This window comes from Clostridium sediminicola (genome assembly GCF_050402865.1).
GTDB classification, from domain to species: domain Bacteria; phylum Bacillota; class Clostridia; order Clostridiales; family Clostridiaceae; genus Clostridium_AF; species Clostridium_AF sediminicola.
This window is the reverse complement of record NZ_BAABMF010000009.1, coordinates 171,354-191,240: the sequence shown is the minus strand read 5'-3', so window position 1 is coordinate 191,240 and position 19,887 is coordinate 171,354. Positions and strand designations below refer to the sequence as shown.

The 19,887-nt window shown below is 29.4% G+C and carries 21 protein-coding genes, 1 pseudogene and 1 riboswitch; of the genes and pseudogenes, 8 read left to right on the top strand and 14 right to left on the bottom strand.

Annotated features, from left to right (window positions below; all coding sequences use genetic code 11):
- The 9 genes and pseudogenes from ACQ3F0_RS15630 to ACQ3F0_RS15590 all read right to left on the bottom strand — a co-directional run.
- A partial coding sequence (locus ACQ3F0_RS15630; protein ID WP_428866279.1) for a Na+/H+ antiporter NhaC family protein occupies positions 1–613 on the bottom strand: 613 nt, incomplete at its 3' end.
- A 486-nt stretch (positions 614–1,099) separates the two neighbouring features.
- On the bottom strand, positions 1,100–2,353 hold the full coding sequence (gene mtnK, locus ACQ3F0_RS15625; protein ID WP_428866278.1) for an S-methyl-5-thioribose kinase: 1,254 nt from the start codon (positions 2,351–2,353) through the stop codon (positions 1,100–1,102).
- 107 nt (positions 2,354–2,460) lie between these two features.
- Positions 2,461–3,492, bottom strand: a complete 1,032-nt coding sequence (locus tag ACQ3F0_RS15620; protein ID WP_428866277.1) for an S-methyl-5-thioribose-1-phosphate isomerase — start codon at positions 3,490–3,492, stop codon at positions 2,461–2,463.
- A gap of 34 nt (positions 3,493–3,526) precedes the next feature.
- Positions 3,527–4,150, bottom strand: a complete 624-nt coding sequence (locus tag ACQ3F0_RS15615) for a class II aldolase/adducin family protein (protein ID WP_428866276.1) — start codon at positions 4,148–4,150, stop codon at positions 3,527–3,529.
- A gap of 21 nt (positions 4,151–4,171) precedes the next feature.
- Positions 4,172–5,335 (bottom strand): iron-containing alcohol dehydrogenase, encoded by a 1,164-nt coding sequence (locus ACQ3F0_RS15610; RefSeq protein ID WP_428866275.1) that lies wholly within the window; start codon positions 5,333–5,335, stop codon positions 4,172–4,174.
- A gap of 15 nt (positions 5,336–5,350) precedes the next feature.
- Positions 5,351–6,199: a DeoR/GlpR family DNA-binding transcription regulator gene (locus tag ACQ3F0_RS15605; RefSeq protein ID WP_428866274.1), complete on the bottom strand. Its 849-nt coding sequence runs from the start codon at positions 6,197–6,199 to the stop codon at positions 5,351–5,353.
- A gap of 172 nt (positions 6,200–6,371) precedes the next feature.
- Entirely contained in the window at positions 6,372–6,512 is a 141-nt protein-coding gene (locus ACQ3F0_RS15600) for an aminotransferase class V-fold PLP-dependent enzyme (protein ID WP_428866283.1), read from the bottom strand.
- Positions 6,493–6,564: pseudogene (locus tag ACQ3F0_RS15595) on the bottom strand (aminotransferase class V-fold PLP-dependent enzyme); the annotation flags it as partial. The gene ACQ3F0_RS15600 and the pseudogene ACQ3F0_RS15595, both read right to left, overlap by 20 nt.
- A 113-nt stretch (positions 6,565–6,677) precedes the next feature.
- Positions 6,678–6,865, bottom strand: a riboswitch (cobalamin riboswitch).
- 79 nt (positions 6,866–6,944) lie between these two features.
- Positions 6,945–7,418 carry a metal-dependent transcriptional regulator gene (locus ACQ3F0_RS15590; RefSeq protein ID WP_428866273.1) on the bottom strand — a complete coding sequence of 158 codons (474 nt, stop codon included), beginning with the start codon at positions 7,416–7,418 and terminating at the stop codon, positions 6,945–6,947.
- Positions 7,419–7,651: 233 nt separating this feature from the next.
- Between ACQ3F0_RS15590 and ACQ3F0_RS15585 the strand changes: the two genes are divergently transcribed.
- Both ACQ3F0_RS15585 and feoB read left to right on the top strand, forming a co-directional pair.
- The gene (locus ACQ3F0_RS15585; protein ID WP_428866272.1) at positions 7,652–7,897 is read left to right on the top strand and encodes a FeoA family protein; all 246 of its coding nucleotides are present in this window, start codon (positions 7,652–7,654) and stop codon (positions 7,895–7,897) included.
- Positions 7,898–7,958: 61 nt separating this feature from the next.
- Positions 7,959–10,109: a ferrous iron transport protein B gene (gene feoB, locus ACQ3F0_RS15580; protein ID WP_428866270.1), complete on the top strand. Its 2,151-nt coding sequence runs from the start codon at positions 7,959–7,961 to the stop codon at positions 10,107–10,109.
- Between the two features lie 291 nt (positions 10,110–10,400).
- On the opposite strand, the gene ACQ3F0_RS15575 is transcribed toward feoB, so the two are convergent.
- A complete protein-coding gene (locus tag ACQ3F0_RS15575) occupies positions 10,401–10,937 on the bottom strand; it encodes a DUF6512 family protein (RefSeq protein WP_428866268.1) in 537 nt (178 codons plus the stop codon).
- A gap of 141 nt (positions 10,938–11,078) precedes the next feature.
- Between ACQ3F0_RS15575 and ACQ3F0_RS15570 the strand changes: the two genes are divergently transcribed.
- The 6 genes from ACQ3F0_RS15570 (at position 11,079) to ACQ3F0_RS15545 (ending at position 15,447) form a co-directional block, all read left to right on the top strand.
- On the top strand, positions 11,079–12,308 hold the full coding sequence (locus ACQ3F0_RS15570; protein ID WP_428866267.1) for an NAD(P)/FAD-dependent oxidoreductase: 1,230 nt from the start codon (positions 11,079–11,081) through the stop codon (positions 12,306–12,308).
- A 287-nt stretch (positions 12,309–12,595) separates the two neighbouring features.
- Entirely contained in the window at positions 12,596–13,219 is a 624-nt protein-coding gene (locus ACQ3F0_RS15565) for a site-2 protease family protein (RefSeq protein WP_428866266.1), read from the top strand.
- 244 nt (positions 13,220–13,463) lie between these two features.
- On the top strand, positions 13,464–13,889 hold the full coding sequence (locus tag ACQ3F0_RS15560; protein WP_428866264.1) for a flavodoxin: 426 nt from the start codon (positions 13,464–13,466) through the stop codon (positions 13,887–13,889).
- A 21-nt stretch (positions 13,890–13,910) separates the two neighbouring features.
- Positions 13,911–14,534 carry a DUF3793 family protein gene (locus ACQ3F0_RS15555; RefSeq protein ID WP_428866262.1) on the top strand — a complete coding sequence of 208 codons (624 nt, stop codon included), beginning with the start codon at positions 13,911–13,913 and terminating at the stop codon, positions 14,532–14,534.
- Positions 14,535–14,553: 19 nt separating this feature from the next.
- The gene (locus ACQ3F0_RS15550; protein WP_428866260.1) at positions 14,554–15,147 is read left to right on the top strand and encodes an HD-GYP domain-containing protein; all 594 of its coding nucleotides are present in this window, start codon (positions 14,554–14,556) and stop codon (positions 15,145–15,147) included.
- 18 nt (positions 15,148–15,165) lie between these two features.
- Positions 15,166–15,447, top strand: a complete 282-nt coding sequence (locus ACQ3F0_RS15545; RefSeq protein WP_428866258.1) for a DUF2325 domain-containing protein — start codon at positions 15,166–15,168, stop codon at positions 15,445–15,447.
- A 25-nt stretch (positions 15,448–15,472) separates the two neighbouring features.
- On the opposite strand, the gene ACQ3F0_RS15540 is transcribed toward ACQ3F0_RS15545, so the two are convergent.
- The 4 genes from ACQ3F0_RS15540 to ACQ3F0_RS15525 form a co-directional block, all read right to left on the bottom strand.
- Entirely contained in the window at positions 15,473–16,834 is a 1,362-nt protein-coding gene (locus tag ACQ3F0_RS15540; protein WP_428866257.1) for an amidohydrolase, read from the bottom strand.
- A 126-nt stretch (positions 16,835–16,960) separates the two neighbouring features.
- Positions 16,961–17,998, bottom strand: coding sequence for a lysylphosphatidylglycerol synthase transmembrane domain-containing protein (locus ACQ3F0_RS15535; RefSeq protein WP_428866256.1), 1,038 nt, complete (start codon positions 17,996–17,998; stop codon positions 16,961–16,963).
- Positions 17,991–18,674, bottom strand: a complete 684-nt coding sequence (locus ACQ3F0_RS15530) for a polysaccharide deacetylase family protein (protein WP_428866254.1) — start codon at positions 18,672–18,674, stop codon at positions 17,991–17,993. Before ACQ3F0_RS15530 ends, ACQ3F0_RS15535 begins: the two co-directional genes overlap by 8 nt.
- Positions 18,674–19,762, bottom strand: coding sequence for an MGDG synthase family glycosyltransferase (locus ACQ3F0_RS15525; RefSeq protein WP_428866252.1), 1,089 nt, complete (start codon positions 19,760–19,762; stop codon positions 18,674–18,676). The genes ACQ3F0_RS15530 and ACQ3F0_RS15525 overlap by 1 nt, the downstream gene beginning before the upstream one ends.
- Positions 19,763–19,887: the final 125 nt, after the last annotated feature.

Below are 19,887 nucleotides of genomic sequence, written 5' to 3'. Positions count from 1 at the left end.
CAATCAAGCCATTCATTTTAAATTTATCTCTAAGTTCTACCCCTTGGGTTCTTGTAGCTGCTATTGTAGTGTCTGATACAAATGAAAGGTTATCCCCAAACATTGCTCCACCTACTACTGTTGCAACAATCAATGGTAATGAAATACCTGTTTGTTGAGACATTCCAATTGCGATTGGTGTTAGAGCAGTAACTGTTCCCATTGAAGTACCCATAGCAAAAGATATTACACAACCAATCATAAAGATACCTGGTAAAATTGCTTTTGCTGGCAAAATACTTAAACCTAAATTAACAGTAGAGTCAACTGCACCCATAGCATTTGCTACTGAATAGAAAGCACCTGCTAATATAAATATTACAACCATTAGTATTATTGTAGGATCTCCCCCACCACGAGAAAAAATATCAACTTTTTTATCTAAGGATAATTTTTCGCCTTTTCTATTAAGGCATAAAGAATATGCTAATACAATTATAAATGCAACGAGTACAGGCATATTAGTAAAGTCTTTAGTAATTATCCCTGTTGCTAAAAATAAAACTAAAAATAATATCAATGGAGTTAAACCTAAAAAACTGTTATACTTCTTGTCTTGATTTTCATTTTTCATTAATAATTCCTCCTAGAATTTAAGTAATTTGTAAAAAACCAAAATAATTCAATAACTATTTATTAATCCATTGCTAAAAATAATGCTTGCCTTACCATATAATTTGTGAAGAATTGATAATAATAACGATTACATTTAAAACATCTAATATTGCTGCTTTTATCTATCAAAAGGCTATTCCATTTACTCATTCCGTTACAGATAAACTACTTTTACTGTAAGGTCATACCTCTAAAAATTGTCACCTCCTTATAATATATAGAGATTCCAGTTCAACTATTAACTTTAGATAAGTAACATCAACTAATAATTAATACATTGATAAAATAATAAAATTCATATTTTTAGCAATGCATTAATTATGTTATCGATCTTTTGATATAAGTAAAATTAAGTTTCACATTAGATTCTCTTTAATTTGAATATTTATATGAAATAAACCTCTGAGTAGCCAATTCATTTAATTCTTTGAACTTTATCTATTCACTAGTTGTGATTAGTACAATTCACTATATTTTTAAGTGTTTCTATAAATTGTTCTCCAGCTGTATATTGATTTCTATTGAGTATAAAATCTTTACCTACTAAAATTAATATTTTTTGAACATTAGCTCTTTTTTCTTCATCAATTATACTAGTAATATCTGCAACAGGCGCAATACCAACAATACGTCTTATCATTTCTAGTCCTACAGTTCCAGCTGTATCTTCTAAAATACTTTTAAGATACCAAGTATCAAAGTCATCTGTTTTAGCCATTAAATCCGTAGCTTCTGCTCTAAATTTTTTGATGAATTTACTTTTGAACATCTCTACAATATCGACAATACTTTTTTCAATACTTAACATATAGTTTGCTTTTTCTGCTTCATTCTCGATAGTTGCAAATCCATGTGCCCATGCTAAAAACAAATTAGCTATTACATTCCCAACATCATATCCTATCGGACCAAAAAACGCGAATTCAGGATCGATTACTTTTAAATCATTTTCATTAATAAATATTGATCCAGTATGAAGATCACCATGTAATAGTGCTTGCGCATTATTCATAAAGTTAAATTTTAATTTTGCAGCTTCTACTCTAAGTGATTTATCACTATAAATATTAGTCTGCACAAATTCTTCCATTGAATTCAGAACAATATTTTCGTTAGAAAAATTACCAAATGGGTCTGTAAAAACCAATTGCTCACTTATTTCACATAAATCTGGATTTATATATTCTTTTACCAATCTTTTCTTTTCTTTATGATTTAAAACAACGTCAGTTGTTGGTAATAAAGTATCTACCATAAATGTTGTAATGTTATCTGCAAAATGTGAAAATGTTTTATTCTCCAATAAAGATGTCCGCATAATTGAATATGTAGATAAATCTTCCATAGCATAGCAATTCATAATCTCATCAAACATATATATTTCAGGAACATACCCCTTACAATACTTATTTTGAAGTTGCAACATCTTACATTCCATTATATTTCTATCTATATTTAATTTTCTTCCTGATTTTGCCCTAGTATCTTCACTGCAATGCTTTAAAATCAAAGATTTACCAGAATTCTTGTCAACAATTCTGAACACATAGTTTAAATTCCCATCACCTATTTCTTTACAATCTAGGTTTGTTGTATCTTCAAAGAAATTTAGTTTTTCTTTTGCATACTCAACTACATCATTTTCTTCCATTAGAAAATATTTATTAAAACGTCCTGATCCTTCATGAACATCACTCATATTACTACCTCCATTCTTTTTCTAGTTGACTGTTTACGGTGTACAGTATACAGTAAAAGGTATCATTTACTGTATACTGTCAACTGTGCATTGTTCACTGAATGTCCTTATTCATAGTACTTATTCAAATTATAAGGAGAATAAATTCCCTTATCCGTAACAATTCCTGAAATCAATTTAGGTGGAGTTATATCAAAGGCAGGGTAAAAACCTTTAACTCCCTCCATAGTAGTTTTAACTCCCATGGCTTGTGTAACAAATTCAGAATCTCTTTCCTCAATTTTAATAGAACTAGTATCTGGATGTTTATAGTTCGGAATACCTGTAGTGAAATATGGTATTCCCCAATAATGAGCTGCTAAAGCCATTTGGAATGTTCCTATTTTATTTACAACATGACCATCCATTGTTATCGCATCTGCGGCAGAAGTAAATAAATCTACATTCTTTAGTTTCATTACATAGCCTGGCATATTATCAGTTATTACAGTTACATCAATCCCCATATCTCTAACGACGCTTGCTGTTAACCGAGCTCCTTGAAAATATGGTCTAGTCTCTGCACAAATAACTTTAATATTATTATTGTTTTCAATACAAAGTCTCATTAACATTCCAACAACTGTCTCACCGAAGCATTGAGTCATAATTGTTCCATCTTTAGGAATTTTATCATATAAATATTCAGCTACTTTTTCATATCTTTGATATTTTTTGTTAGCTTCATCAATTGCAACTTCTAAAACAATTTGAACTGCATTTTCACGATTTTCTACTACCTCAAGTGCAGTTTTATGACACCTATCTACAGCCTTAAGCATATTTGCTACAGTAGTCGGTCTAGAATAGCACAATGTATGGGCCGCTTTATTAATAAATTGGATATACTCATCATTCGGTAAATTCTTTGCCTCATGAACAGCTAAAACCATTCCCATGTTTACCGCAATATAAGGTCCACCACTTTGAGTTACCATATCCTTCAATGCCTGAGAAACTTCACCATGAGTTTTACACTCTACAAATTTTGTTTCTAAAGGATAAATTCTTCTATCTAAAATACGAACCTTTCCATTCTCATACCATGCCACATTCTCATATTGTAATATGAATGCTAGTCCTTTATCTGCTCTAAACATTTTTACACCTCTTTTATAAATTTATAATTTTAATCTAAGAGTTTTTCATAGCATCTATTTCTTTTTCTGAAAGCACTTTTACATTTCCAGCACTTTTAGCAAGGTGATATATTTTTGCTGCATCTTCAAGATAAATTGAAGACGTTAATGCTTTATCTATTGATTCTCCAATTGCTAAAGTTCCATGATTACTTAAAAGACAAGCTTTTCGCTCTTCTAAAACACTTAATGCCTCAATACCAATACTCTCTGTTCCTGGCATTCCAAACTTTGCAACTGGAACATCTCCTCCAATAAATGGTACCATTTCAATTAAAATTACCGGGATTTTTTCTTGACAAACTGCAAATGCAGTAGCATAAGGTGAATGTGTGTGCAAAACACATTTGATATCCTTTCGCTCCTTGTAAACTTGAGCATGCATTTTCCATTCTGAAGAAGGTTTATTATATCCCTCAATAATAGTTCCATCTAACTTTAGAACAACCAAATCTTCTGAAGTCATTGTATCATATGGTATACTTGATGGAGTTATAACCATCTTATCTGTTTTACTATCATAAACACTTACGTTTCCACTAGTTCCAGCTACAAGCCCTAAATTATATGATGATTTTGCAGCTTCTAATAATTCATATTTTAATTCCTTTAAATTCATATCTAACTCTCCTATATTTTTTTAAATTGCTAGTTTTAAAATTTCTACTATGTCACCTTTTTTTAGTTGTTTAAAGTTACCAATATGATCTGAATTACCAATGGCTTTGATTTCCATTTCTTCAAACCTATCTACAGGAATCCCTGCTTCAGTTAAAGTAATTTTTAACCCTAATGACTTAAAGAACTCTTCTAAACAAGCTATTCCTTTTTCTACTACTATTTCTTTATTATTTTCATTTTCAACTCCAAATACTCTTGTGGCTAATTGTACAAATCGATCTATATTTACATTCTTAACATATTTCATCCATGCAGGAAAAATTATTGCCATTCCTGCACCATGAGTTATATCATAAAGAGCGCTTATCTCATGCTCAATTCTATGAGAAGCCCAGTCTGTAATTCTTCCTGCATCTAACATGCCATTATGTGAAACTGTCGCTAACCACATAATTTCTGCACAATTATCATAATTTTTCGGTTCTTTCTTCATCTTAGGACCAACCTCTAAAATAGCTTTCATTGCACCTTCCAATAAATAATCACTAAGTACTGAACTTTTTGTAGGCGTGAAGTACCTTTCAAATAAATGTGATAAAATATCAGCTATTCCACAAGACATAAAATATGGTGGTATCGTATAACACATTTCAGGATTCAAAATAGAAAACTCTGGAACAATCAATTCACAATCTATTCCACATTTTAAATTCTTCTCTTCATTGGTAATAATACTACTCTCTGACATTTCTGAACCTGAACCTGGAATTGTAAGGATTGTACCAACTTTTAAGGCCTCTTTAGGTGTTGCTTTACCTGAATAGAAATCCCAAACATCACCATCATACTTTGTTCCTAAAGCAATGGCTTTTGAAGAATCAATAGCACTTCCTCCACCAATAGCTAATACAAAATCAATATTTTCTTTCTTACAAATCTCAATACCTTTATACACAAGCGACAACCTTGGATTAGGAACTACACCGTCTAAAACAACACATTCCACACCATTTTTTTCTAATGATTTAATAATCCTATCAAGAATCCCAAACTCTTTTAGGTAATCTCCACCGTAGTGAATCAATACCTTTCGACTATGTTTTATAACATGTTCACCTACTGTATTTTCAGCATCTTTTCCGAAAATAATTTTAGTAGCACTCTTAAATGTAAAATTTTCCATTACAACTTCACCCTCCTATTCTTCACTCGCAATAACTATTTCCACTTCATTTTTAATTAAAACCTCTTTATATTTTTTCGATATTTCTCTATCTGTTATAATCACGTCTAATTCATTCAATTTACAAATTTTATTGACAGAAGGTGAATCAAATTTTGTATAGTCTACTACCAAATACTTTTTCATTGAATTTGTCAACATATTTTTCCTTACCATTGCTTCTAATTCATGATTATCTGTTACACCCATGTCTGTACTTATTGAAGAACAGCTTATAAATGCTTTATCAGCAGATAATTTTTCTAAGTTCTCAGTTGTCATATATCCAACAAAAGAGCTAGTACTTTTTCGAAGTATTCCACCTAAACAAATTACTTTAACAGTCTTACTTTTATCAAATTCATGTGTAATCATCAAAGAATTCGTAATAACAGTAACTTTTTTCTTGCTTGTATTTAAATTTTTAGCAATATACAGTGCTGTTGTGCTACTATCAAGCATGATACAGTCACCCTCTTCAATCATTTCAATACACTTTTCACCTATCAGTTGTTTCTCTTCTAAATAAATTTTTTCCCTTATTCCAATTGGAACTTCATTATCTGCGGTTTCAGGTAAATATGCACCACGTCGAACTCGTTTTAATTTGTTTTCTTTTTCAAGTTTATCCAAATCTCTTCGAACGGTCTCTTCGGATACATCAAATAATTCACTTAAATTACTAATTAATACACTACCATTTTCTATTAATAATTCTTCTATTTTTTTCAACCTGTCAACTGCTAACATTGCTTCTAATCCCTCTACATTCTTATTTTTATTTGTTAACAACATTTTACCACATATCACAACTTTAATCAACATAAATTAATATCGCGACACATTTATACACATTTCTCCACAATATTTTTAAATATTTATACACATAAACTAATTAATATTCTATAATAAAGACTCAGATGAGATTATGATTCATCTGAGTCTTTATTGTAAAATATGTTGATTTTCCATTTTTTTATTTGGCATTTAATCTTTTTTATAATATTTCAAATGAATTTCTTAATGTCCCATCAGTTTTCAAAGCATTCATCAGTGGCTGAGCACAATGATTCCCAAATCTAATAGCTATATTAAATTTATCTAAAACTATCCCTAGATCATAATTGCTGCCACACAACAAAATTTGAATGATGCTCTGCTTCGCTTACAATAATCCTATCTCCTTCTTTTAAAAAGGATAGAAATCATAAAACCACTTATCAATGATAAGCGGTTTATATATGCACAAAAAGACCAATATAGTATATATAGTCTGATTTTGCCCCCTACCATCCGTAGAGTTAATAGCAACTCAATATAGGCAGGTCTTCTGACTCAAGTTTCAACGCTGTTTATACCTTCCCACCTAATTAAAGGCAGTGGATAAAAAATAAACAGCTCGACTTATACAGCGGCGGGACCGTCTAGGCTTCTAACCTAATTCCCTATTATCCATAATAATTTTATGGCACCTATATCTACAATATTCACTTTAACTAATATTATATGCAAGGTAAATAAAATTGTCAATTTGGCTTCTATATAATATTATTTCTAAACAAAACTCAAATCAATCATGAAATTCTTTTCTATATTCGATATATTTTTCTGAAATTTCTTTGTTGTTACTAAAAAATTCGCATATAATTTTTAAATTCTTCACAGTTTTGTCTGTAATTATATGTTCTATTAATTCAGTCTCAAGTAAAGCATCTTCTTTACAACCTATAAAAGACAAGAATCCCTCTATTATATTATGTCTTTTTAATAAAGATCCTCCAATTTTTTCTCCTTTATACGTTAAAGTTACTATCCCATACTTTTTATAGTTCACAAATCCTAACTCACCTAGTTTCTTTACCATTTTAGAAGCTGAAGAATCCTTAACATTTAGTAATTGAGCAAGTGTATTTATTCTAATATAGGGTTCATTTAAACTATTTCTATAAATCATTTCTAAATAATCTTCAAGTGCAGGAGTTAACATATTTTTATTATACCTTTGTAATTCATAACCTCTAACTGTATAAAATTTATCATCCATTAAACCACCACCATTTTTCCACTAATTATTTTATTACATTTTTAGATTAATAATTCACAACTACTATAAATTGCGAAAACTTCTTTACAAAAATCTCTCCATATAGAATATATATTAATAACATATTAAAAGTATTTATCATATCTTAGTGTAGAGAAAACTTTTTTCTCTAAGGCAATTCTTTTTATTTAAAACTAATATTATAAAATTGTATATGACGAGGTAGTTTTAATATGAACACTAATTATATTCCGCTAAACTTATTACCACTCGGGAAAAAATGTAAAGTAAAAAAACTTATAGCTAAAGGTTTGTTGAGAAGAAGATTGCTGGATTTAGGTTTAATTAGTGAAACAGTAGTAGAATCTTTGCAAAAAAGCCCATCTGGAGACCCTGTTGCTTATCTTATTAGAGGTGCGGTAATTGCTCTACGCTCTGAAGTAGCTTCTACTATACTAGTAGAATATACAAATCAGTAACTTTAATCATTACTATTAATTTATATTAATATAAAAAATTATTATGTATGGAGGAAAATTAATGGGACTTACCACTAAATCCACTGGTAAAAAAATTCTTGAGGAAGAACTTAAAATCGAAAAAACTAATTCATATGATAAAGTAATTGCTCTAGGTGGAAATCCTAACGTTGGCAAAAGTACAATTTTCAATAACTTAACTGGTCTTAATCAACACACCGGTAACTGGCCTGGTAAAACTGTTACAAATGCACATGGAAACTATTCTTTTAATGGCACTAACTTTGTATTAGTTGATATTCCAGGAACCTATTCACTAATGGCAAATTCAGTAGAGGAAGAAGTTGCAAGAGATTTTATCTTATTTGGAAATCCAGATGCAACAGTAATTATTGTTGATGCTACTTGTTTAGAAAGAAATTTAAATCTTGTTCTACAAACCCTTGAGATAACTTCTAAAGTAGTTGTATGTGTTAATTTACTTGATGAAGCAAAAAGAAAAGGTATTTCAATAGATTTACACAAATTATCTACTCAGCTTGGAGTACCTGTTATAGGAACAAGTGCTATTAAAGGAAAAGGTTTGAAAAAGTTAATGGCAGCAGTTTACGATATTACATCAAACAATGTTGATCCTAATAGTATAGAAATTATATATGACAAATTAATAGAAACTGCTATAGAGAAAATTGAAAAAGTAGTCAAATTACACCTTGGTGAAAAGCTCAATTCTAGGTGGGTATCACTAAAACTTTTAGATGGAGATAAAACTATTTTAAGCTCTATTAATAAATATCTAAATTTTAATTTAACAGATCAAATAGATATTATGAACGAAGTTGCCGAGTCAAAAGCGTATTTGAAAGAAAGCGGTATAGATTCAGATTTGTTCCGTGATTCAATTGTTTCTCATTTAGTAAGAGTTTCAGAAAAAATTACCAGTAATGCTGTTTCTATTAAAATCGAAAATTATAATAGTTTTGACAGAAAAGTTGATAAGTATCTTACCTCAAAAAAATTTGGAATTCCAATTATGATTGCTCTTTTAAGTATAGTTTTTTGGATTACTATTACTGGGGCTAATGTGCCTTCTCAACTTCTAGCTAATGGACTGTTTTGGATTGAAGATAGACTTACTGAATTTTTTATATGGTTGGGGACTCCTACATGGGTACATGGATTATTAGTTAAGGGGATTTATAAAACACTTGCTTGGGTAGTATCTGTTATGCTGCCACCTATGGCCATCTTCTTTCCTCTATTCACATTGCTTGAAGACTTAGGGTATTTACCTAGAGTGGCTTTTAACCTTGACAACTACTTTAAGAAAGCATGCGCCTGTGGAAAACAAGCTTTAACAATGTGTATGGGTTTTGGTTGTAATGCTGCTGGTATAATAGGCTGTAGAATAATCAATTCACCTAGAGAACGGCTAATCGCTATTATCACCAATAACTTTGTTCCTTGTAATGGAAGATTTCCAACCCTTATTGCCATTATAGTAATGTTCTTTACTGGTATTATAGACGGACCTTTTCAATCTATAGTGTCCACATTTATTCTCACTGGAGTAATTATTCTTGGAGTTTTAATGACACTAATAATTTCAAAAATACTATCAAAGACTATATTGAAAGGAATTCCTTCAAATTTCACTTTGGAGCTACCACCCTACAGAAAGCCGCAAGTAGGCAAAGTTATTGTTAGATCTATTTTTGATAGAACTCTATTTGTCCTTGGTCGTGCAATTATTGTAGCAGCACCTGCTGGGTTAGTTATATGGATAATGGCAAATATTCATATTGGAAATCTAAGTATTTTATCCCATTGTGCTAATTTTCTAAATCCATTTGCAATAATGATTGGATTAGATGGCTATATTCTAATGGCTTTCATCTTAGGTTTTCCTGCAAATGAAATAGTTGTTCCAATTATAATTATGAGCTATATGTCAAAAGGAAGTATGCTTGAATTGGATAGTTTAAGCGAGTTAAGAACTCTTCTAATATCTAATGGCTGGACTTCTTTAACCGCAATATGTGTAATGTTATTCTCCTTAATGCATTGGCCTTGTGCTACAACCTGCATGACAATAAAAAAAGAAACTCAAAGTTTAAAATGGACTATTATTTCTTTTTTAGTACCTACTATTACCGGTATAATTGTTTGTTTTGTAGTTGCTAATACTGCTAGGCTATTTGGAATTTGTTAAATCAATTACCTTTTCATAATAACTATAAATTGCGAAGAAAAACGCTTCGCAATTTATAGTTGACGGTTGACAGTCTACAGTAAAGGTTGATTTTCTTTCAGAAAATCTTTAACTAAGCCTTTATCTGCTTTGCAAATTAGAATAATGATCTTTTGCCTATTCAAAAGGAATTAATTTACTTTTTAGTTAATTAAAACCTTTCATTTTAGTGAAAGATGTCCTTTACTGTCAACTAGTTCGTAATCTATTTCAATTACAATTTAAATAAATGATTTTTATTTAATCCCATTATTAACTCACTATACCATACCCTCCAGTAACAGGATCTTTAAAAAGCGGTATCTGTGGTGGATTAACTGTAAAAAATATAAAAGCCAAAGCAAGTAAAACTATTGCTACAAAAGATATAATATTTATGATTTCATTTACATTTCCATTGCATACTGTAATTTTATAACCGATAAACTGGCTTATAACTACACTTACAATAAATATTAATATGTCCATCACAATAAAATTATCTCCTACTATCCCTGTATATGTGTAAAACAATATAATTATTAGCAATATACCTGAATAAAACGAAACAGCTTTTGCAGTGATATAGTTATTATAGTCTTTTCCAATAAATATGTATTCTATTATTGAAAAGAAAAATGATGGCCAAAACAATAACTTTAGATGCTCCCATGTGCTTTCGTTTACTGCACTAAACAATCCAACAAAAGAATTATTTCCTGACCATTCATAAAGAAAATGAAGTAGTACACCAAAAACAATTATAAATAAAGTTCCTACTATGTACCATTTTTTAATATTATTTTTCATTAAATATCACCTCATATCTATATTTATAGAAAACTTATTTATTGTATACGATTTATGTATAAAATAATTCTTATATGATAATACTTTTATAAGATAAACTAAATGAAGTCTAAAATCATAATTAAAAGTGAGGAAACCAAAATGAATTTTGTAACAGGGGATATGCTTTGGACAAGTATAAATAAAATAAAAAACAAGTATCAATACTTAAGTGAAGATATAGAATGTGATGTTGCAATTATTGGAGCTGGTATTACAGGTGCAATTGCAGCTTACTATCTTACTGAAGAGGGAATAAACACTGCAATCATTGACAAAAATATAATAGGCTTTGGAAGTACAAGGGCATCTACTTCAATACTTCAGTATGAAATAGATACTGATTTAATCGGACTTAAATCTATGATTGGTGCAGAAAAGGCTTTGAAATGCTTTAAACTTTGCGAAAAAGCTGTTTATGATATAGAAAATATTATAGAATCCTTAGATGATAATTGTGATTTTTCCTTAAAAGAATGCTTCTATTATACATCAAATTCTTCAAAGGTATCTTCTTTAGAAAAAGAATATAATTTGAGAAAACAAAACGGATTTGATGTTACATACATCAATAAAGATATGGCAAGAAAAAAGTTCTCTTTTCCCGTTGAGGGAGGAATTCTCTCTAACTCTGGAGCAGCACAAATAGATCCATTTCGATTTACACATGCACTCATATCAAAATCTGTAACAAAAGGACTTAGTGTTTATGAAAATACTGAAATTGATGAAATATGTCCTTCATCGAATTCTGTATCTTTAAAAACTACTAATAACTTTATAATAAATGCTAAGAAAATTATTATTGCTGCTGGATATGAAAGTAAAAAATATGTTAAAGAAAAAATTGTGAACTTGTCTAGGACTTTTACAATAGTTACTAAACCCCTTGAAGATATATCAAATTGGTATAATAAATGCATAGTAAGAGATAATGATAATCCTTATATTTATTTTAGAACTACTGGCGATAACAGAATTATTATTGGCGGTGAAGATGAGAAAATTGGAGGAGATAACAGCAAAATGTCTTGCCTAATAAATGAGGATAAAGCATCTATCAATAAATATAATATTTTATATAAAAAACTAAAGTCATACTTCCCACAAATAAATAATCTAGAAATTGAGTATCGGTTTAGCGGATTATTTGGAGATACAAAAGATGGTCTTCCTTTTATAGGGGAGTATAACGAGATGCCAAATTGTTATTTTTCTTTAGGTTATGGTTCAAATGGAATCATATATGCAATCCTTGGTGGACAAATAATAAGAGACTTATATTTAAAAAAAGAGTCAACAAATGCTGAATTATTTAGATTTAATAGATAAAAATTCTTTAATCATTGTAAAAACCAACAGAGAAAGAGGCAATTAAAAAAAATGGAGTTATAAAGAATTAACTGGAAGTACTAACCTGTTAATAAAGTTATTGACCGGACATTAGGATAGAAGACAATTCCTTATAATTCCTCTAAATAGAACTGTAAGACTATCATACTATGATGAAATAATTAGTATTTTATAGTCATAATTCGCACTTGGTATATTTATACAATAGACATGTTCTGCTTATCCATGATATTATTATAAAATAAATGTGGAAAAGGAGAATTTTAATGGAACTTTTAGATATTATATATTTGCTACCAGGAATTTTATTAGGTTTTACATTTCACGAATTGGCACATGCTCAAACAGCCGTATGGCTTGGTGATGATACCCCTAGATACCAAGGAAGGCTTTCTGCAAATCCTTTCGTTCATATTGATATTTGGGGCTTGCTTCTAATTATTGTGGCTGGATTTGGTTGGGCTAAACCTGTTCAAATCAATCCAAACAACTTTAAAAACAAAAGAAGAGATGACATTCTTGTATCATTAGCTGGACCAATTATGAACCTTTTTATCGCTTTTGTTTTCTTAATAATAATGAAGATATGCTATTTTATACCTACAAGTATTTTAAACGATAATCTTTATTATGTACTTATGAATATTTTCAAAAATGCCGTTTGGATTAATGTAGTTCTATTTATATTTAATCTATTACCAATACCCCCATTAGATGGTTCTCATATTTTCAGTGATATATTTAAATTAAATGAAAAAAATTTTCATCCTAATTTGTATACTATGAGCAAATTTTTACTTCCTGTTTTAATAATAACAAATTTAATTGATTATATTATTGTACCGCCAGTATCTACTGTGTATAACTATTTAATTGGAGTATTCTTTTAATTTAATAAAAAACTCTTTTTATGTTTATTTGCATAAAAAGAGTTTTTTTATGTCCTTTTTTATAGGATATTAGTGGATATCCCTTTTAAAGTTACTGATATTTTTAAATGACTGGATAGATTATTTTCATAAATAGATGATAAAATATTTATTTTCCTATTGACAAAAGCTAGAAAAAGTATATACTAATTATTGAGAATGATTATCAATATCATTATTTTAATTAAAGAAAGGGTGCTTTATAATGAAAAATATAGCTGTTATTTATTGGAGTGGTACAGGAAATACTGAATCAATGGCAAATGCGGTTTTGGAAGGAGCACAAAATGATGGGATTAAAGTATTATTAAAAACAGTTAATTGTGCAACTATTGAAGATGTAAAAAATGCTGATGCAGTTGCACTTGGTTGTCCATCAATGGGAGTAGAAATTTTAGAAGAAGCTGAAATGGAACCTTTTGTTGAATCTATTGCTCAAGTTATTAGTGGTAAAAAACTTGCTCTATTCGGATCATATGGTTGGGGAAATGGTGAATGGATGGAAGATTGGCAAGAGCGAATGGAGCAATATGGCGCAAACTTAGTAGATGATGGTTTGATAATTAATGAGACACCTGATAAAGATGGACTTGAAATGTGTAGAGAACTAGGTAAGAAAATCAGTAATTAAAGTAATAAGGAGGATGTCTTCGTGTTAAAGAAAAATTTTTTAGACTATTTAGATCAACTAAAGTATTTCACTGATAAAGAATATCTTTATTATACAATTGCTTATAATGCCGCACCTACCCTTGCACAAAATAAGCCATCCTCTCTTTTAATTTTTAAAAATAGCAATAGAAAATTAAATAATAGTTGGATAGAGTGCAAAAAAGAAATTAAAAGTAATTTCAATATTGAGTATTTTGAATTAAATTGTATTGAAAATTCTACTGCAGTATTATTTTATAATAAAAGAATGTTAGAAAGAATACTCCAAGAAAAACAAAGTATTAATTTTTTAAGAAGATTTGGATATAATGCAGAAATGAATACTAACCAATACTTAGAGCATTTAAGTAATCGCTATAATAAGATATGCCCGCATGAAATAGGCATATTTCTAGGGTATCCAGTTGCTGATGTAGCTGTATTTACTAACTGCCCTAACAAAAAATGTTTAGCGGTAGGTTATTGGAAAGTATATTTTAATATTGATAATGCAAAGAGAATTTTTAATAAATATGATGTTGCTAAAAATAATGTAATTGATTTGATGATAGACGGCGTAGAGCCCAAAGATATAATCGAAAAAAAAATGTTAATTTCAGTTTAACAAATAAAAGGTGATAATTGTGACTAATAACGTAGATTATAGTGTATACCATGATATTATTGAATGCTTAGTTGGAACTATAGAAGCAAAAGATATATATACAAATGGACATTCAGAAAGAGTGGCTGACATGGCAGAAATGTTAGGTGAAAAATTTGGTTTTACAAAAAGTAAACTTGAAAGATTACACATGGCAGCTCATTTACATGACATAGGTAAAATCGGTATTCCTGATTACATTCTAAATAAAAACGGAAAACTAAATGAAAAAGAATGGCTAACTATAAAGAAACATCCTCAAATAGGATATGATATATTAACACGTTCAAGTAAATTACTTACAATAGCTAAAATTGTTTTATGCCATCATGAAAGATGGGATGGTAATGGTTATCCTAACATGATAAAAGCAAAAGATATACCCTTTGAATCTAGAATAATTGCCGTTTGTGATACTATAGATGCAATGACTAGTAAAAGGCCTTACAGAGAACCCATTTCTTGGGAAATATGCAGAGAAGAAATTGAAAAAAATAAAGGTACACAATTTGATCCCAAAGTTGTAGACGCTATCAAAAGTTTATGGAGTGTCTTTAGAAAAAAATTTAGTTAGTAGGAGGTATTATTGATTATGAGTATTGTTTTATTAGGAGGTCATGAACGAATGAAAAATGATTATAAAAAAATTTGTAAAGAATATGGGTATAAAGTTAAAATGTTTTCTCATTATAAAACAAACCTTTACGAAAGAATAGGAAGTCCAGACTATATAGTAATTTTATCTAACACAATATCTCACAAAGCTGCTATACTTGCTACAAAAGCATGTAGCAAAAGAAACATTGATGTAATTAAAATGAATAATAGTAGTGCTAAAGCTTTAAGAGAAACTATTAAAGATCTCTCATGTTAATATTAGCACTACGATTAAACTTTTATTACGCTATTGGAAATCTTTCAGGTAAAACAATACCTGCTCGTTTACATATTGATTCTGCTCTTTCTTTTGCTTCTTCAATTATTGCCTCTTCATCTATAGTAAGCACTTTTCTGTTCTTCATTATCCATTTACCATTACAAATCATGCTCTCAACATTTGTGCTATGCATTGATGATATTAAATTTGCTACACCATCGTGCATCGGTAACATATCAACAGAATTTGGATTAATTATTATAAGGTCCGCCTTTTTACCAGCTTCTAAGCTACCTAAATTTTCCTCATCAAGTATAGCCCGCGCACCGTTTATTGTACCCATCTTAAGAATTTCTTCAGCTTTTACAATAGTAGGATCTAACCTCCACCCCTTATGAATTAATGATGTAAGCCACATTTCATCAATCATATTCATTCTATTATTACACGGTGCCCCATCTGTACCTATTGTAACACATACTCCTTCTCTTAACATACGAGGTACTTTTGCAAACCCCAGAACCTTCATAGCTGCCGCAGGATTATGAGATACCTTAACTTGTCTGTTTTTGAAAATTTCCACTTCTTCATTTGTCAACCAAACCGAATGAACTGCAAGAAAATTTTTATCCAATACACCTAAGTTCTCAAGATGTTTTACTGTTGTTGATCCTCTTGTTTCTCTTACAAATTCAACTTCTTCCTTTATTTCTGCCACATGCATATGAACACCAACATCATATTTATCTGCCAACTCTTTACTTCTAATGATGAAGTTATCGCTTGCATTAAAAATAGTTCTTATTCCAAGCCATACCTTTATACGTTCATCAGCGGTATTATGGAATTTCTTGATATTCTCTTCTTGAGTCTCAATCTCCTGTTGAAGAGTCCTTTGCCAAGAAGCAGGCAATCCTTTCCCATTATCCATAGCGGATTTAGCTAACATCCCTCTAATCCCTGATTCAGATACAGCCTTTGCCATACTTGATACAAATTGACCTCCAGGTTCGGCAAAAGCAGTAACCCCAGATTTTATAAGTTCCAAATTACATAATAACGTAGATATGTATGAGTCTTCTTCTGTAAGATTACTTTCATAGGGCCAAATTCTTTTATGTAACCACGTGAGTAGGTTTACATCATCCCCAAGGCCTCTTCCCAACTGCTGTGATGTGTGTACATGAGTATTAATAAGACCTGGCATTACTATCTTACCCTTTGCATCAATAATCTCTGCATTTAAATTCACTAAAATAGGGTTAACTCTACTACCTACAGCAATTATTCTATCACCATTAAGTAGAATTTCTCCAGATTTATAAACTTGGTATTGCTGATTCATAGTAACAATGTAAGCATTTTTTATATGTATTTGTCTCATAAGTTTAAAACCTCCAAATTATATCCACTAAAATTATATAATACTTTATTACATATTGGAAATAATTTATGAGTTTTTCACAAAAAAAGATGATTAAAAACATTCATCTCTTTAATCATCTTTTCATTAAATCTCTTTTTGTTTTAGAGAAATAAAATGTGCATATAACGAAACAATACCGCTGATTATTAGAAAAATGTAAAAACTAATTCCTCTATTTAAAAGCATTGCAGATGTTAAAACATTAGTAGGAAAAAGGGTTTTAAACAGTATCAAAAAGCTACCCTCACTAGCACCAACTGCACCTGGCAAAGGTAAAGATGATACCGCTATTGCTAAGATCGATTGTAGAGAAATTATACTTAAAAATGAAAATTCATTTAACCCAAAAGCCTTATACACCCAAAATACTACACTGTACATTGCTGATATTTGGATTACGCTAGTTGCAAAAACCTTTAAAATTACTTTTGGATTTTTTTTAATAAGATTAGCACCTTCTTTGTATTCTACAATCTGATTTTCTACATAATCTTTTGCTTTTTTTATGTCTTTAACAATTTTAATCTTATGAAGTAATTTAATTAGTAAACTTGATAAACTGAAAACTAATTTATCTGAAAAGATAGCTGCTATAATAAACGATACAATCAATATATTTACAGTAACACCATACATTAACAAAATCCAAATAGAACTTATTTTTTTTATAATAAAGTTATAATTAAAGATAAAGGATGTAATACCAATACCTATTGTAACAATTTGAAATATAGCCACTTCCACAAGTAATGTAAGTGAAGCATTAGGAATATTTATATTATCTTTTTTCATATAGTAAAGTTGCATTGGTTGACCTCCTGATGCTGATGGAGTTATTGAGCTAAAGAAAAAGCCAACAAATGCATATTTTAACGAACGAATAAAAGGAATTTGATTATTTAGTATCTTAAATATACGGCGTATATTCAATCCTTCACAAATAATAAAAATAAAAACTGATAGTACCCCTATCCCAAAATAAAATGTTTTAACAGTTTTTATGGTTTTTAAAATATTTGATAAGTTTTCACCTTTTAGTAATAGTGTAAAGGTAATAGACATAAGAACAATAAACACAATAATGTTTTTTATTAAACTGCTCTTATTTTTTATATTATTCATCACTATCCTCCAATAATGTAAAATGAAATCCATCTTTTTTCAGTTTTGGTATAACATTTTCAAGTGCAGAAATTGTTCTTTTAGGTGCATTGTTAGCACCCCTTCCATCATGTAAACAAATAATAGACCCTTTATTTGTTTTCTTTATAAGTCGATTCTCTATTTCGGAAGCTGAAACCGATTTTGCCCAATCTCCAACCATAACATTCCATAGAACTAATTTTAAATTGTACTTTTTGATAAAGTATACACTAAATAAATTAAAATGCCCCCATGGTGGTCGATAATATACAATATTCCATCCATATTTTTTCATTATTGCTATTGATTCCTCAAAATCTTTTTTCATATAGAAATATCCTTTGAAAAGTGCATTTTTGTGTTCAAGAGAATGGAGCCCTAAAGAATGTCCTTCTGTAATCATTCTTTCTATAATATGATGATTTTCAGCTGCGCTTTTTGCTACAATAAAAAAAGTAGCTTTTACATTAAACTCTTTTAAAGTATCCAATAATTTTTCAGTATAGACTTTATCTGGCCCATCATCAAATGTTAATGCAATATTATTTGTATCATTAAAGCTCTTGATCACATTTTTATCTAGAAACTTGAAGTAATACGTTGGAATTATACTATACATAATAAATATAGCTACTATTACTGTTAAATAAATCATTACACTGCCCCCAAAACTTGTAAATGTCTTATTGTATCTCTCAGTGGATTTTTTCTTAAATTATTTTTTATAGTCACCATTTTATATCTCATATTAGAGAGTTCTTGATCATTATTAAGCAAAGCATTAATTTCTTCTACTATCTTTTTATCCTTGTCCCAAATCACTTTACCAATACCTTGTTCTTCAATAAAATTTGCATTGTTAACTTCTTGCTTAAAGAATGGTTCTATAACAAAAATTGGCAAACTTGAATGTATTGTTTCAAACAAAGTAATTCCACCAGCTTTAGAAACAATTAAATCAGCTTCTTGCATATACTTATCTACCCGATTGCTATAACCTACTATTTCAATATTTTTATATTTTCCTAATAGGTTATTATATGCTGTCTTATTATTTCCTGTAATAATAGTAGTTTTGGTATTTTTCATTTGATCCAAATCTGCGTAAAAATTATCATCTACAGGTAAAAGACCCAATCCTCCACCCATAATTAAAAGTTTTTTATCTTTTGTTTCTTCAAATTCTTTAATTGTATTACTACAATTCTTGAACTTATTTTTTACAGGTATTCCACTAATGAAAATGTCGTCTGCTGTAACCCCTTTTTGGATTAAGGTATTTTTAATATCTTCTGTAGCTACGAAATAAATATCTGTATTTGGATTAACCCATTCACTATAAGTACTGATATCAGTAATACAAGTAATCAGAGGAATATTCGAATTATATATTTTTTTATACGTGGATACTATTTTTGAACTATGAGGTAATGTTGAAATTATAATATTAGGTTTTTTTAATGCCACTAATCTATTAATTTTACTTATGATGTGTTTTTCAAAAGGAATAGTAGCACTATTTCCAGAGATTTTATAAGAAAAATTATATAAATTACGGCATTTACCAGCAATAATGTCAAAACATTTATAAATTATTTTATATAACTTAGGAAATAAGTATCTACATATATCAATTATCTCCACACTAGCATGTGGAAATTCTTCTTCAATATCTTGTTTTATTGCGGTAGAGGCAGAGTTGTGTCCCATACCAAAACTTCCTGTTAAAATTAATACGTTCATTTTTTTCTCTCCTTTTATTTTTATATCTCTATTATAAAAATAAATTTTTAAGATTAAATTTATATAATCTTAAGATTTCTTAATATTTATGTGCTTTAATTATTGTCCCAAAAATATGATACAAT

Bases quoted from the DNA above. Each gene is read 5' to 3' on its own strand.
- mtnK (WP_428866278.1), bottom strand. From the start codon at position 2,353: ATGAGTGATGTTCATGAAGGATCAGGACGTTTTAATAAATATTTTCTA.
- ACQ3F0_RS15620 (WP_428866277.1), bottom strand. From the start codon at position 3,492: ATGTTTAGAGCAGATAAAGGACTAGCATTCATATTACAATATGAGAAT.
- ACQ3F0_RS15615 (WP_428866276.1), bottom strand. From the start codon at position 4,150: ATGAATTTAAAGGAATTAAAATATGAATTATTAGAAGCTGCAAAATCA.
- ACQ3F0_RS15610 (WP_428866275.1), bottom strand. From the start codon at position 5,335: ATGGAAAATTTTACATTTAAGAGTGCTACTAAAATTATTTTCGGAAAA.
- ACQ3F0_RS15605 (WP_428866274.1), bottom strand. From the start codon at position 6,199: ATGTTGATTAAAGTTGTGATATGTGGTAAAATGTTGTTAACAAATAAA.
- ACQ3F0_RS15590 (WP_428866273.1), bottom strand. From the start codon at position 7,418: ATGGATGATAAATTTTATACAGTTAGAGGTTATGAATTACAAAGGTAT.
- ACQ3F0_RS15585 (WP_428866272.1), top strand. From the start codon at position 7,652: ATGAACACTAATTATATTCCGCTAAACTTATTACCACTCGGGAAAAAA.
- feoB (WP_428866270.1), top strand. From the start codon at position 7,959: ATGGGACTTACCACTAAATCCACTGGTAAAAAAATTCTTGAGGAAGAA.
- ACQ3F0_RS15575 (WP_428866268.1), bottom strand. From the start codon at position 10,937: ATGAAAAATAATATTAAAAAATGGTACATAGTAGGAACTTTATTTATA.
- ACQ3F0_RS15570 (WP_428866267.1), top strand. From the start codon at position 11,079: ATGAATTTTGTAACAGGGGATATGCTTTGGACAAGTATAAATAAAATA.
- ACQ3F0_RS15565 (WP_428866266.1), top strand. From the start codon at position 12,596: ATGGAACTTTTAGATATTATATATTTGCTACCAGGAATTTTATTAGGT.
- ACQ3F0_RS15560 (WP_428866264.1), top strand. From the start codon at position 13,464: ATGAAAAATATAGCTGTTATTTATTGGAGTGGTACAGGAAATACTGAA.
- ACQ3F0_RS15545 (WP_428866258.1), top strand. From the start codon at position 15,166: ATGAGTATTGTTTTATTAGGAGGTCATGAACGAATGAAAAATGATTAT.
- ACQ3F0_RS15540 (WP_428866257.1), bottom strand. From the start codon at position 16,834: ATGAGACAAATACATATAAAAAATGCTTACATTGTTACTATGAATCAG.
- ACQ3F0_RS15535 (WP_428866256.1), bottom strand. From the start codon at position 17,998: ATGAATAATATAAAAAATAAGAGCAGTTTAATAAAAAACATTATTGTG.
- ACQ3F0_RS15530 (WP_428866254.1), bottom strand. From the start codon at position 18,674: ATGATTTATTTAACAGTAATAGTAGCTATATTTATTATGTATAGTATA.
- ACQ3F0_RS15525 (WP_428866252.1), bottom strand. From the start codon at position 19,762: ATGAACGTATTAATTTTAACAGGAAGTTTTGGTATGGGACACAACTCT.